The organism is Gemmiger formicilis (assembly GCF_900167555.1).
Taxonomy (GTDB): Bacteria; Bacillota; Clostridia; order Oscillospirales; family Ruminococcaceae; genus Gemmiger; species Gemmiger formicilis.
The window spans coordinates 82,736-95,740 of record NZ_FUYF01000002.1 but is presented as its reverse complement, the minus strand read 5'-3'; the positions used below and the strand labels follow the sequence as shown (position 1 = coordinate 95,740).

14 protein-coding genes are annotated in these 13,005 nt (G+C 62.2%); all 14 read right to left on the bottom strand.

The window, feature by feature from the left end:
- Positions 1-3: 3 nt before the first annotated feature.
- Positions 4-861, bottom strand: a complete 858-nt coding sequence (locus B5D32_RS02095) for an ABC transporter permease (RefSeq protein WP_078783435.1) — start codon at positions 859-861, stop codon at positions 4-6.
- Positions 862-873: 12 nt separating this feature from the next.
- Positions 874-1,842 carry a glycosyltransferase family 2 protein gene (locus tag B5D32_RS02090; RefSeq protein WP_078783434.1) on the bottom strand — a complete coding sequence of 323 codons (969 nt, stop codon included), beginning with the start codon at positions 1,840-1,842 and terminating at the stop codon, positions 874-876.
- A gap of 74 nt (positions 1,843-1,916) precedes the next feature.
- Positions 1,917-2,894, bottom strand: coding sequence for a glycosyltransferase family 2 protein (locus B5D32_RS02085; RefSeq protein WP_159446961.1), 978 nt, complete (start codon positions 2,892-2,894; stop codon positions 1,917-1,919).
- On the bottom strand, positions 2,891-4,006 hold the full coding sequence (locus B5D32_RS02080) for an ATP-grasp fold amidoligase family protein (RefSeq protein ID WP_078783432.1): 1,116 nt from the start codon (positions 4,004-4,006) through the stop codon (positions 2,891-2,893). The genes B5D32_RS02085 and B5D32_RS02080 overlap by 4 nt, the downstream gene beginning before the upstream one ends.
- 3 nt (positions 4,007-4,009) lie before the next feature.
- On the bottom strand, positions 4,010-5,071 hold the full coding sequence (locus B5D32_RS02075) for a glycosyltransferase family 2 protein (RefSeq protein ID WP_078783431.1): 1,062 nt from the start codon (positions 5,069-5,071) through the stop codon (positions 4,010-4,012).
- 24 nt (positions 5,072-5,095) lie between these two features.
- Entirely contained in the window at positions 5,096-5,731 is a 636-nt protein-coding gene (locus tag B5D32_RS02070; RefSeq protein ID WP_159446960.1) for an HAD family hydrolase, read from the bottom strand.
- Complete coding sequence (locus B5D32_RS14775; RefSeq protein ID WP_143402647.1) at positions 5,728-6,666, bottom strand: ATP-grasp domain-containing protein; 939 nt, start codon at positions 6,664-6,666, stop codon at positions 5,728-5,730. Before B5D32_RS14775 ends, B5D32_RS02070 begins: the two co-directional genes overlap by 4 nt.
- Positions 6,667-6,669: 3 nt before the next feature.
- The gene (locus B5D32_RS02065) at positions 6,670-7,077 is read right to left on the bottom strand and encodes a sugar 3,4-ketoisomerase (RefSeq protein ID WP_078783429.1); all 408 of its coding nucleotides are present in this window, start codon (positions 7,075-7,077) and stop codon (positions 6,670-6,672) included.
- 15 nt (positions 7,078-7,092) lie between these two features.
- Entirely contained in the window at positions 7,093-8,649 is a 1,557-nt protein-coding gene (locus tag B5D32_RS02060; protein WP_078783428.1) for a glucosyltransferase domain-containing protein, read from the bottom strand.
- The gene (locus B5D32_RS02055) at positions 8,646-9,602 is read right to left on the bottom strand and encodes a glycosyltransferase (RefSeq protein WP_159446959.1); all 957 of its coding nucleotides are present in this window, start codon (positions 9,600-9,602) and stop codon (positions 8,646-8,648) included. The genes B5D32_RS02060 and B5D32_RS02055 overlap by 4 nt, the downstream gene beginning before the upstream one ends.
- A gap of 2 nt (positions 9,603-9,604) precedes the next feature.
- Entirely contained in the window at positions 9,605-10,498 is an 894-nt protein-coding gene (locus B5D32_RS02050) for a glycosyltransferase family 2 protein (RefSeq protein WP_078783426.1), read from the bottom strand.
- A gap of 3 nt (positions 10,499-10,501) precedes the next feature.
- Complete coding sequence (locus B5D32_RS02045; protein WP_078783425.1) at positions 10,502-11,617, bottom strand: DegT/DnrJ/EryC1/StrS family aminotransferase; 1,116 nt, start codon at positions 11,615-11,617, stop codon at positions 10,502-10,504.
- 253 nt (positions 11,618-11,870) lie between these two features.
- Positions 11,871-12,179, bottom strand: coding sequence for a hypothetical protein (locus tag B5D32_RS02040; protein WP_078783424.1), 309 nt, complete (start codon positions 12,177-12,179; stop codon positions 11,871-11,873).
- A 160-nt stretch (positions 12,180-12,339) separates the two neighbouring features.
- Positions 12,340-12,987 (bottom strand): HAD family hydrolase, encoded by a 648-nt coding sequence (locus B5D32_RS02035; RefSeq protein ID WP_078783423.1) that lies wholly within the window; start codon positions 12,985-12,987, stop codon positions 12,340-12,342.
- Between the last annotated feature and the right edge of the window lie 18 nt (positions 12,988-13,005).

Below are 13,005 nucleotides of genomic sequence, written 5' to 3'. Positions count from 1 at the left end.
CCCTTACACCGTATCGACGAAGGTCTTTTCGACCTTGCTGAAAAGCGACAGTCCCAGCGCCAGCAGCGCAACGGTCCAGATCAGCGACGACGCCCACATGACGCCCGTGACCTGCCCGGTGCCGAAGAAGATATAACGGAAGCTCTCCATCGGTGCGGTCATGGGGTTGATGACCATGACCGCGCGCAGGACGGGGTGGGTGATCATCGACAGCGGGTAGACGACGGGCGAGCCGTACATCCACAGCTGGACGCCGAAGGTAACAACGACCATCAGATCGCGGTAGCGGGTCGTCAGGCTGGACACGATGATGCCGCAGCCAAGGCCCAGCAGGCCGACCTGCAGCACCAGCGGCACGCACAGCAGCAGCATACCCCAGTGCGGGCTGACCTCGCCTTTGGCAAGGTAGACAAGCAGCAGGATGAAAAACAGTGCAAACTGCACAAGAAAGTTGATAAGGCCGGAGATCACCGTCGAAATCGGCATGGCCAGCCGCGGGAAATACACCTTGCTGAAGATGTTGGAGTTCGTCGTGAACGTGCCCGACACCTTGTTGATGCAGGACGAGAAGAAGCCCCACAGCGCCGTGCCGGCCAGATAGAACAGAATCTGCGGCACGCCGTCGGTGGACAGCTGGGCAATCGTGCCGAACATGACGCAGTACATGGCCGTGGACATGAGCGGGTTAATTAAGATCCACGCCGGGCCCAGCACCGTCTGCTTGTACATGACGTTGAAATCGCGCTTGACAAAGAGCCAGATCAGGTCCTTGTAGCGCCACAGCTCGCGCAGGTCGACACGGCTCCAGCCCTGGGCCGGGCCGTAGTGGACATGGTAGTTTTGCAGTTGCGTTTTTTCCATGCGTGGAACTCCTTAGGTTTTGTGTTTCAAAAAGGCTTGGTAGGCGGGCAGACCGATGCGCAGCAGCGCGGCGCGCAGACGCATCGAGCGCTGCCCCGTAGCCGCGGCCAGCGCGGTGTAGCTGTCGGCACAGGCGCGGCAGGCGGCGCGGTAGCGGGCCCGTTGGGCGGGTGTGGACAGGTCAAAGCACTGCTTTTCGGCAAGGTTCTGTATGGCGTCGTTCAGCAGCCCCTCGGCCCGCAGGGCATCGCCCTTTTTGGTAAAGTAGGCGCACCAGTCCAGCAGGTACTCGGGCCGGTCCAGATAGGTGCGGCTCGACCCCTGCGCCATGATGCTGCCGCTGCGCTGCACGTAGCGGTAACCGGGCGCGGCCAGGCAGGCAATGGTTTTGCACTGTGCCAGCAGGTGGGGCAGCAGGAACTGATCCTCATACCGTTTGCCCGGGGCATAGCGCAGGTGTTGGAACAGGCTGCGGCGGTAGAGCTTATTCCACGCCACAACGTAGTAAATCCTTGTTTCCGCCAGTGCAAAGCAGCGCTGCCAGACGCCGTCCTCGTCGAGGATCTCATCCGTAAAGCCGCTGAAATCCGGCTGCGGCAGCGGGCGGTTCTCTTCATCGACGTAGGTCAGGTTGAAGATGACCAGATCAGCGTCCTGCTGCCGTTGGGCGTCCACCGCGCGGCGGACGGCGTCGGGTTCTAATAAGTCGTCGCTGTCAACGAACAGCAAAAACTCGCCCATGGCGGCGTCGATGCCGGAGTTGCGCGCGGCGGACAGACCGCCGTTCTCCCGGTGGATGACCTTGATGCGCGGGTCCTTTTCTGCCCAGGCATCGCAGAGCGCCGGGCAGCGGTCCGGGCTGCCGTCGTCGACGAGGAGTATCTCCAAGTCCGCATAGCTCTGCCGCACAACGCTCTCCACACAGGCGTCGAGATAGCGCTCGACCTTATAGACCGGGATAATAACGGTGACGGTGGGCATGAGGGGGCTCCTTTTGTTGGCGGTTTTGTTGGGGGGGCGGCCGCGCGCAGCGATGGCCGGAGGGGCTCTGCCCGTCACCCCCGCGCTCTCACATACATGGCAAACACGCCCAGCCCCGCCCTCAGTGCGGCGGCCCGCAGTTTCATCGACGCGCTCCCTTTTTGGGCGGCCAGCGCATTGTACACGCGGCAAAGCTCACGTTTTGTCTCGGCAAATTCCGCGCGGTGACCTGGCTTGGTCAAATCGTAGGCGCGCTTGTTGTCGTGTAAAAACAGCGCAGCATCGGTCAGCGCACCCTCGGCGCGGTCATACCAGCCGTTGTGCAAAAAGTATTCGGCGCGGTGGATGTCGCCTTTCGTCATGGCCAGGCGCACCTCATGGCGCGCACCGTCGGTGATGCTGCCCGCGTGGCGCAGCACATAATAACCCGTAAAGGCCATGCAGTAAACAGCGCTGCAATGTGCAATTAAATCCGGCAGCACGTAGTAATCCTCGTGGAGCAGGCCCACGGGGTAGCGCACGCCGTCAAAAAGCCTTGCGGCGTAGAGGCGGTGGGCCGTGCCGGTGAACTGGTTGATCCACGGCGTATGGAAGGCGTCCCAGAACGCATCTACGTCCAGCAGCGTGTCCTTCGTGAACTGCTCGTCGGCGGGCAGCGGGTGCTGTGCGCCATCCTCGGTCACGGGGCAGCCGTTGCAGATCACCAGCTCTGCGCCGGTGGTCTCCGCGCCCGCCAACAGCTTTTCCACAAGGTCGGGCGCTATCGTGTCGTCGCTGTCCACCATCGTCAGCCAGGGGGCCGCGGCGGCCTGCACCCCGGCGTTGCGCGCGCCGGACGGGCCGGGCCCGGCCTTAGCCGGGTGCAAAACGCGGATGCGCAGGTCTTTTTTTGCCCAGGCATCGCACATTTCCGGGCAGCGGTCCGGGCTTTCATCGTCGATGAGCAGCAGCTCAAAGTCCGGGAACGTCTGCGCAAGGATACTCTCGACGCAGGCGTCGAGGGTCGCCTCGGCCTTGTAGACCGGGACGATGACGCTGACGGCGGGCGTCACGCGTTGCCCTCCGCCGGGGCGTCGTCGACACCGGGCAGGTGGATCAGGCTGCCCATGAAGTCGTTCGCGCTCTCGGGGTGCCAGCGGGAGATGCCACTCTCGGTGGTGAAGGTCATCTCGCCGAACTTGATGCTGCCGTCATTGAGCGAGTACAGGTCGACGCGCACGGCAGTGTAGCCTTGGCTCAGCGTGCGGGCAATGTCCAGCATTTTTTCAAGGTTCGCCGGGCGGGGCAGATCGGCGTCCAGTTCCAGCGGCACATTGATGTTGAAGGGCAGCTGGTTCCAGTCGGTATCCAGAAAGAACATCCGTTCCTCCTTGTCGGTATAGCGCTCCTCAATATGCAAAATAATTTTCGGCTCGCCGTTGAAGCAGAAAATTTTGTAATCGTAGAGGTCGCCGCCGTCGTTTTCGATGAACTTTTCAGCGATGATGCGCGGCTTTATGTGGATGTACTGCACATCCAACCCGCCCATCAGGTAGCAGTAGTTCAGCTTAAGCCAGCCCTCGATCTTCCGCTTGGCATCCGCCTTATCGAACTTGGATTTATCCTGCACGGCGATGTTCCAGCCCGCGCCGTGGTTGACCTTCAGCATGAACTTGTCCGGCAGCTTGTCGAAGTCGATGTCGTCAAAGCGATCCCAGACGCCCAGCAGCGGGATAAGGTATTCCTCGCCGATCTTCTCCTTGACCCACTCGCGCACGGCATACTTGTCAACGAGGGGATAGACATCCTCGAACCCGCCGTACAGCTTGAGCCACTGGGTCTTCTCGCTGAAGGTCTTGGGGTGTTCGAGGTCGAGCGGTGTGTGAGTGTAGTTTGTCTCCTGAAACCATTTTTTCAGCGCCTCGGGGTAGTCCTTTTTTTGCAGGCAAGCCCAGTAGGCGTATTCCTTGTTGGCGACCTTGTGATATTTCGCGTAGGTATACAGATATTTGGCGCTGATGGTCGGGCCGTTGTGGGCAAGGTACGCCAGCGCCTTTTTCGCATGGCGGGGCAGCCAGGTCACGGCGCGGCCAATCTTGTACGACGACGAACCGTAGACGGCCTCCAGCTCATGCTGTAAAATGCGGGCCCGTTCTTCGGCGGTCAGTTCGTTCATTTCTTCCATGATTCAGCACTCCCCTTTTTCGGTTTTGATACGTGCCTCTTCCAGCAGGGCCCGCACCTTGGGCTTCCAGATAAAATGGCGGCAGACCTTCGTGATAAAGAACCATACGGGGTTTTCCACCTCGCACCACAGGCGGGACAGCGCACTTTCGTTATTGTAGTTGACGATGCGGCGCAGACGGTCGGCGTGGTAGGTGTGCAGGTTTTCCATGTAGGTCTGGGCGTCCTGCGTCAGACGCGGGTCCTTGCGCGCTTTATACAGGTCTTCGTACTCGCGCAGAAAGCGCACCAGCCCCGCCGCGTCGAATTTGCGGGTGATGCAGCGCTGCTCGTACAAAATCAGCGCCGTGAGGATGTCGTTCTGGTAAGGGCTGCGGCGGTGGTAGGTGCTGCCCTCGATCTGGCGGTAGTTGAACATGCAGTCTGGCAGATAGTAGATGTCGCCGTAGGGCAAAAACTGGAAGGTCAGCGGGTTATCGATGATGGGGATGCCGCTCTTGTACGGGTCGATGCCCTGCAGGCCGATGTTGCGCAGCAGCAGCGCGTTCGTGTGGATGTACAAAAAGCTCCAATATTCCTCGGCGGTCAGGCTGCACTCCCGGATTGGCCGCTCGATGGGGACGGTCTTGCCGGTGCTCTCCCAATAATAGCAGCCGTTGTGACCACAGCCAATGTATTTGTGCTCGACGTCGGCGTCCAGCACGTCGACCTGCTTTTGCAGCTTGTGGTCGTCGGTGTAGAAGTCGTCGCCGTCCAGATAACTGACGTACTCGCCCTTGGCCTCGTAGAACAGCCGCCCACGGATGGCGTTCATCCGCTTGATGCGCTCGTTGGCCTCATATTTTGCGCCGGGGATGCGATCCATCACAAAAACACGCACGGTATCGGGATATTTTTCTTCCCAGACGCGCAGCTTTTCGATCGTCCCATCGTCGGAGCCGTCGTCCGCGCAGAGGACTTCGACCGGGAAATTCGTCTTCTGTGCAAGTACAGTCTCCATCGTCTTGTCGACATAGGGTGCCAGATTGTAAAACGAGATCAGCACGCTGACCTTGGGCTGGTTCATGGTGGGTACCTCTTTTTTATCGTGTTATGGCAAATTTTGTAACCGCCGGGCGGCTTCGTGTAGATCGTGCGCCGGCTGCACGCCGTGCGCCTGCCAGTAGACGGCACTGCGGAAGCCTCGATCCAGCACGATCCACGGCAGCCCCAGCAGCTCGGCGCAGCTCTTGTCCACCTCGGTATCGCCCAGCATAACGTCGCCGGGGGCGATGCGGGGGCGCAGCAGCTCCGCCTTGCGGCGGTCAGCGTGCACCGGCGGCACGACCAAAAGCTCCACCGCTAACGGCAGAATGCCGCAGCGCGCCAGCGTCTGCCGCAGCGCGTCGGCGTTCTGCCGTGCCGAGATCAGCACGACGTCCCGCCCTGCTGCCCGCATGGCCTGCAAAAACGGCAGCGTGTCGGGGTAGACCGTGTCCAGCGCCAGATATTCGGGCTGCTCGATGCCAGTGCGCCAAGCATCGGCCAGCTCGGCGCAGGTTTCCGGCGCAAACCCGGCCAGCATCAGCCACGCCTTTGTGCTGTGGCCGTCGGCTTTGTAGCGCAGGTAATCCGGCGCGGCGGCAGGCCAGAGCAGTCCCCGCGCCGCCAGCAGGTCGCGCAGCAGTTTTTCGTGGCGGGCACTGCTGTCCAGCAGCGTGCCATCCACATCGCAGTACAGCGTCACCGGATCACCACTTCCTGATAGACCCGCAGCACGGCTTTGACCGTGGGGTCGGGCTGCAGCCATGCGTCGGGCACGGGCTGGTCGCAGAGGTTCGCCCAGAATGCCCGCACCAGCTGGAAGCCGGCGGCGGAAGCCATCGCCGTGCCCGCACCGATGCGCAGGTTGCAGTCGATGAGGTTCCACCGCCCGCGGTGCTGCATGAACTGCGCGCAGAACGCCGCCGGGCAAGGCAGCAGACCGGTCAGGGTTCGGATGTAGTCCTCGATTTCCGGCACGTCCAGCGGGCGCATCTTCGTGCAGACGCCGGACTTCGTCGCGACGCGCTCCCGGCAGAAGACCCGCAGCTTTCCCTGCGCGTTGAAGATTTCGGCGGTGATCTCGGTGTCGCCGCCGTCGCACTTTTCCTGCAGAATGCTGCCGGGGTGCGGCGTGTAGCCCTCGCCCCCGACCACGGTACGCAGCCCGATGGAGCCGCAGCCGACCTCCCGTTTTTCCACGTAGGCGCGCCCCTGTTCCATTGCCTCCGGCGCAACCAGCGGCGGGGTGGGCAGACCGTGCGCCTGCAAAAATTCTGCCATGGCCTTTTTGTCGCTGAGCAGTTCCGCCGTGTGGCGCAGCGGCGCGGTGGAGCGCACCCCCAGTGCCTGCAGCGCCGGGGCGTCCGCCGCCCAAGTGAATAGATCCTGATCGATGAGCGGAATCAGCACATCAATATGATTTTCCTGCAACAGATCGAGAATTTGTTGTTCATACGCCGGGTCGGCCAGCGGCAGTACCCGGTGGAACGCCCCGCCCAGCGCCGCCGCAGGGACAAGCTCGCGCGGGTTCGTATCGCAGAGGTGCAGGCAGATCTCGTCGCCGAACGCCCGCTGCGCCACCTGCGCCAGATGCCAGCCGGTCGTGACCCCGGCGGACAGAAGCATAACATTCAGCACGGTTTACCCCTTCGCCTGTACGGTCTTCAGAAATTCGTCGTAGTCACGGATATAATCTGCCGCCTCGTAGTAGGAATCCGCCGCAACGCAAAGCACGGAGTTCTCCTGCTGCCAGATCATCTCGCGCCAGATGTTGTGCTCCACAATCAGTCCCTTGGCGGGGTCGTCCAGCAGCACCTCGCTCTTTTCGTGGCCGTCGTCCAGCCGGATGAGGATGCTGCCGTAGGGGCACCACAGCACCTGCCGCAGCGCCTTGTGGGCGTGGCCGCCGCGCTGGGTACCCTGCGGCGCGCCATAAATATAGTAGATGCGCTTGATGTCAAAGGGGACGTCGTGGCCGCCCTCAAAGACCGAGAGCGTACCCAGCCCCTCGGCCGTAATGCTCTTCATGCTGATGGTCTGGATGATCATAGTTTTGCCTTTCTTTCAGTCAGACAGTTTGATAACGGCGGTGCCGTCCACCATGGCGCAGTACCCGTTTGCCGGGTAAAGCGGCATAGCCTGCACAGCCGGGGTCTCGCCCAGCGCGATCAATGTGCCGCTGTCCGCAATCACGGCGGCGCTGCTGCCCATGACATGCTGGAACCACCACTTGATCGTGCCGTCATAGGTCACGGCGGAGTTCACCTGATGCAGGTCGCCCTCCTCATAGCGGCTGAACGCCGGGTCATGGTAGGCTAGCTGAGAATCGGTAAAGCTGCCCACGAAGGCCACCGGCGTTGTGCCCGGCTCGTAGCCGTCCAGCTTGCCCACGTCGGCCATGATCTGCGTCATCTGGCGGGCGGTGTTGTCATAGACAAGCTTCGTGTAGACATACGCGCCGTTGGCGCAGAGAATATTGCGCAGGATCAGAAAACCGCAGAGTAGTTTGACGAGTACCCCACCCACTTTCCAATCAGCGGGGGTAAGCGCTGCCCCGTCAAAAAGCAGCATCGGTACAAGATAAACAAGGAACAGCGCGTGCTGCATCAGGATATACACATTGCCGGATGCCAGCAGATGACTGACATTCAGCCCCAGCGGCAGCAGCGCCACCGCCCACAGCACTTGGGCAGCCATGCGCCCGCCGCGCCCACGCAGCCGCAGCGCAAGCCCCGCCGCCGTCAACACAAAAAGCAGTGCGGTGGCCGCCCGCATGCCCCGGTCATTCCAGCCGGAATAGCCGAACAGCGTCTTGAAAAAGTTGCCATAGGTCGCCGGGATGCCCGCCAGCACCGACGCAGGCCCCAGACGAAGCAGTTGCGTCAGGCCGTTGCCAGTGTCGGCCAATCGGTAGCCCGTGACCGCCAGCGAAACTTTGAGCGACACGAGATACAGTGCCGTGCCCAACGCCAATGCCGCTAAAGCGCACACCCCCTGACGCAGCCAGTGCCGCCACTCTGCGCCTTGCAGTGCACGTTGCAAAAGCAGCAGCAGGTACAGCCCCACCGCGAACTGGATGTAGGATTGATACAGCGCCAAGCAGCCGCACAGGCAGACCGCCGCACCCAGATAGCCCCACAGCCGGGGCAGCCGCTCGGTACACCAGACGGCGGCGCAGGCCAGCAGCATTGCCAGCAGGTAGGCGTCCGTCTCGTAGGTGTAGGTCGCCAGCTGTGCCGTGACCGAGGCGCAAGTTCCCAGCAGGCCGGTAAGCAGTGCCGCCGACCACTTTTTCAGGTGCAGCAGCGATGTGATACAGTAGCTCGTCAGCGCCAGATACACGATGCTAAACGCGCCGATCAGCCACGGCGCAGCGATTTTTCCGCGCACGAGCGGGAAATACAGGTTCTGCGCCCAGCGCCCCAGCACATACATCGTCCACTGGGCATCGAACACCAGCACAGTGCTGTCATGGTTGGGGAACAGATTCGTGAAGGCGAACCCGTGCGCCAGCAGCATGCACAGCGCTGCAGCCGCCGCTACCGTGCGCAGCAGCGCGGTATCGATACCCTGCAGCCAGTCGCGTGCGGCAGTCTTTGATTTTTGTAAAAGCGGCATCATTCGGCGGCGTTCTCCTTTTCCGCAAATTCGTACACAGTGCGCAGTTTTGCCGCGTCGCCGTTGGTGGGCGGCTTCCAGGCGCGCTGGGCTTTTTTGAAGGGGGCGTTCTGCGGCACGATGAGCCGCCCCACCAGCCCGCGCACAAGGCGGGACTTGCGGCGGTCGTTGAAGTAATATTCATAGGCCAGGCGCACCGTGCGGTCGCGGGGGTATTCCGCCCGCAGCACCTCCAGCATGGCGCGCCAGTCGCCCAGCATCCGGGCACGGGCAGCTGCATCGGTCGAGACGCCGCCGCCGTACTCGTACCAGACGGTCAGCCGGTCATATCGGGTGATGCGCACCCCCTGCACAGCGAAAAGTCGCAGGGAGAAATCCTCGGCCAGCCGCACATGGTCGGCCATCTTGTCCAGCGCCGAGAGGAAAAGCGCCCGCTCGTACACAAGCCCCGCGCCGCTGATCCCGTCGTCGTACAATAGCAGGTTTCGGCGGATGGCCTTGGCGTCGTAGTGGGCGGGGTCATAGGGTGTGCGGTCAAAGGGTGTCTCGCCTGCCGTGGGCTGCGGCGGATCGGGGGTGAAGTAGGCCTGCCTGCCGAAGGCCACGTGCGGCTCGTCGGCCTGCAAGCGCCCCAGCCACCAGCGCAGCGTTTCGCTGTCGTAGAGGAAATCCCCCGGTGAGAGCATGAGCACCCATCGGGTCGCGGCGGCGCGCACAGCATTCCGGGCGTTTTTCACGGTGCCGCCGTTCGGCTGCAGCTTCGTGGTCTGCACGTCGGTGATGCCGTGCGCCGCTAAATACGCACGGCTCTCGGCAAAATAGTCCTGCGCCGAGCCGTCGTCGCCCAGCACCACGGCGAAATCGCGCGTGTCCTGCATCGCCAGCGAAGCCAGCGTGCGCCGCAGCGCCGCAGCGTCAGGCCGGTATTGCAGGATGACAATGGTGATTTGCGGCACGTTCAGTTTGCTCCTTTCATCCGCCCCATTTTCCCGTTCCAGAAATCCACGGCGCCTCGGAACGCGCCGTAGCTGCGGCCTTTTTTGCGGCCCAGCAGCTTTGTCAGGGCGTAGCGTGCCGCGCCGGTGAGGAGGGGGAGAATCGTTTTCAGCTTCGCATAGGCCGCGCTTTTGCCCTTGCAGGTCAGGTACAGCGTGTTGCGGGTGATGTAGTAGACCGACAACATCCCGCCCGCGCTGCCGCCCGCCTTGTGGTGGATGACAGCATCGGGCAAAAACCACATCGGCACGCCGGCCTGCGCCAGACGAATGCAGTAGTCAACGTCCTCGCAGTACATAAACAGCGTCTCATCGAGATAACCGACCTTCTCAATCACGGCCCGCGGCAGCAGCACACAGCAGAACGTGATAAAGCTGACCTGCTTTTTTTCGGCAAATTCGGGGCCGTCCTTTTTGTGGCCGCCCAGGTGCTTTACCTTGCCGGTCTTGGGGTCCAGCTCACCGCCCGCAAACCAGATCTCGTCGGGCGGGTCCATAAACAGCATTTTCGGGCAGCTGGCCGCCCCCGCGGGGGTCTCGGCCAGCAGCTTTTCAAGGAAATCCGGACGGACCGACGTGTCGTTGTTCAGCAGCAGCGCAAAGTCGCATCCGTCGTCCAGCGCACGGCGCATACCGATGTTGTTGGCCGCGGCAAAGCCGACGTTGCGCTCTTGCGGCAGGAACACCGTGTTCGGCGGCAGCTTATTTTGCAGCTGTGCAACGGAATCATTCGGCGACGCATCGTCGATTAAAATCACTTCAAAGTCCGTGAACGTCTGCTTTTGCAGGCTGTCCAGACAGATGAGCGTGTCCTGCCAGCCGTTATAATTGGAAATTACGATACCGACCTTCGGCATGGTTCACCCCTCAAACTCGTTCACGGCGTCGATGACGGCCTGCACCTGCGCGTCGGTCATGCCGTAGAACATCGGCAGGCTCAGCTCGGTGGCGGAAATTTCCTCCGCCAGCGGCAGTGCCCCCCTGCCAAGGCCAAGCTCGGCGTAAGCGCCCTGCAGGTGGATGGGCGTCGGGTAGTGCTTGTTCGTGCCGATGCCGCGGGTGTTCAAATGCTTTTCCAGCGCGTCGCGGTCGGCGCAGCGCACGGCGAAGATATGCCAGACGTGGGTGCAGTCGGGCAGCTCGGCGGGCAGCGTGACCGCCGGGTTGTGCATTTCGGCCAGATACCGCGCGGCAATGCGGCGGCGCTCGGCGTTCATAGCGTCGAGGTGCGGCAGCTTGGCGGCCAGGAACGCGGCCTGCAGCTCGTCCAGGCGGGAGTTCTGACCCTTGTAGACATGGTGGTATTTGTAGTCGCTGCCGTAGTTGCCCAGCGCGCGGATGCGCTCGGCCAGCGCGTCGTCGTTCGTCGTCACGCAGCCCGCGTCGCCCAGCGCTCCCAGGTTCTTGCCCGGGTAGAAGCTGAACCCGGCGGCATCCCCCAGACTGCCCGCGCGGCGGCCCTTGTAGGTCGCGCCGTGGGCCTGGGCGGCGTCTTCGATGACCTTAAGGCCGTGGGCGTGGGCAATGGCGTTGATCTCGTCCATCGGGGCGCACTGGCCGTAGAGGTGCACGGCCATGATGGCCTTCGTGCGCGGGGTCACGGCGGCCTCGATGCGGGCGGGGTCGATGTTGTAGCTTTCGAGCGTCGGCTCGACCAGCACGGGTGCTGCGCCCACGTAGCTGATGGCCAGCACCGTGGCGATAAAGGTGTTGGACGGGGCAATGACCTCGTCCCCGGGGCCGATGCCCATGGCCTTTAAAATGAGCACCAGTGCGTCCAGCCCGTTGCCGCAGCCGACGCAGTGCCTGACGCCGCAGTAATCGGCAAAAGCCTTTTCAAAGGCGGCGTCCTCTCTGCCGCCGATGTACCAGCTGTTGTCCAGCACGCGGGCAAACGCGCCGCGCAGGTCGGCATCCAGCTCCCGCTCCATCGGGCGGAAGGAGACAAACGGCACGGTAACAGGAGTTTCGGACATGGAGTGACACCTCGTTTAAATAATAAATAAAAAATAATAAATAATAAATGCGGTGGACCGCGGCGCTGCGCACCGCTCAAAAATTTGCGGCGTTGTAGGGGTCGGCGTCCCCGACGACCCGCATGTGCACCACGTTTTCCCGCAAAAGGGCGGACAAGACCTACTATATCGTCTTATTATACAACAAAGCGGATGATTTAGCAATAAAAAAGGGATGCCGCTTTGTGAAAACGGCATCCGTTCCGGGATAAAATTATTCGGCGGTCTCCCGCGGGGCGCGGGTGGCGCATTCGGGGCCGCAGCTGCACTCGTCAATGCTGACGTGGTCGGCGCAGCAGCAGCGCCCCTCAAGATGGCGGCAGCCCCTGTCGTCACAGTGGATCTCGGTCTCGGGCGAGGCCGGCTGGTTGTCGGTAGCGACGTTGCCGCAGCCCCCGCTGTTGCGGTAGCTGCCGCAGACAGCGTCCCCGGGGCCGGTATGGCGGACGTTGATGCCGTCCAGGCAGCAACAGCCCGCCTTGTTATGGCAGCAGTCATACTGGGCACAATCAAGATAGCTCATAAAAACACCTCCGTGCGCACAGTATGTGCAGGCGCGGAGGGGGTTATACGCGGGTCGTGTTTGCGGGTATGGCAAGCGGGCACGGGCGGATATGGAATCCGCCCCTACGGCGTAGGGGTCGATGCTCGCCATCGACCCGGACCCTCTGCCCCTGCCGCGCTTATTCCGCAGTCAGCCACCCCTTGACCTCGTCGAGGCTTTTCAACATGGCCGCCGTCATTTGTTGATAACTTTCCGCGGGCATTTTCATATCGGGCACGCAGAGGACGTCGATGCCCGCGGCGTGGGCGGCCTGGATGCCGGCCTCGCTGTCCTCCAGAACCAGACAGTCCGTCGGGGCGGCGTGGGCTTTTTCGGCAGCCTTCAGGAAAATATCCGGCCAGGGCTTGCCGCGCTCGATCTCGGTGCCAAAGACCATGTCGTCAAAATACTGCACGACGCCCAGCCGGGTCAGCACCTCGACGGCGCGCTCCCGCACGCTGGAGGTTGCCAGCACCACGGCCACGCCCTCGGTTTTCAGCCAGGACAGCAGGGCCGCCGCGCCGGGCTTGAGCTGCACATCCTGCAGCAGCTCCTTTTCCCGGGCAGCCTCCCAGGTCAGGCCCTCCTCCACCGTGATGGGCAGATTGTACCGGGCAATGACGTTCGTCATGTTGGCCACGCCCGTTTTGCCGCTGTAATCCCGGGCGTACTCGGCCACGGTCACGCTCTTACCGTACCGGTGCAGCAGTTCGTCATACAGTCGATGGGAGATGACCTCACTGTCGATCAGCAGACCATCCAAATCAAAAATCACAGCTTTTTTCATGTTAGCAGTCTCCTTATT

Coding starts and splice junctions, on each gene's coding strand:
- B5D32_RS02095 (WP_078783435.1), bottom strand. CDS start 861: ATGGAAAAAACGCAACTGCAAAACTACCATGTCCACTACGGCCCGGCC.
- B5D32_RS02090 (WP_078783434.1), bottom strand. CDS start 1,842: ATGCCCACCGTCACCGTTATTATCCCGGTCTATAAGGTCGAGCGCTAT.
- B5D32_RS02080 (WP_078783432.1), bottom strand. CDS start 4,006: ATGGAAGAAATGAACGAACTGACCGCCGAAGAACGGGCCCGCATTTTA.
- B5D32_RS02075 (WP_078783431.1), bottom strand. CDS start 5,071: ATGAACCAGCCCAAGGTCAGCGTGCTGATCTCGTTTTACAATCTGGCA.
- B5D32_RS02065 (WP_078783429.1), bottom strand. CDS start 7,077: ATGATCATCCAGACCATCAGCATGAAGAGCATTACGGCCGAGGGGCTG.
- B5D32_RS02060 (WP_078783428.1), bottom strand. CDS start 8,649: ATGATGCCGCTTTTACAAAAATCAAAGACTGCCGCACGCGACTGGCTG.
- B5D32_RS02050 (WP_078783426.1), bottom strand. CDS start 10,498: ATGCCGAAGGTCGGTATCGTAATTTCCAATTATAACGGCTGGCAGGAC.
- B5D32_RS02045 (WP_078783425.1), bottom strand. CDS start 11,617: ATGTCCGAAACTCCTGTTACCGTGCCGTTTGTCTCCTTCCGCCCGATG.
- B5D32_RS02040 (WP_078783424.1), bottom strand. CDS start 12,179: ATGAGCTATCTTGATTGTGCCCAGTATGACTGCTGCCATAACAAGGCG.
- B5D32_RS02035 (WP_078783423.1), bottom strand. CDS start 12,987: ATGAAAAAAGCTGTGATTTTTGATTTGGATGGTCTGCTGATCGACAGT.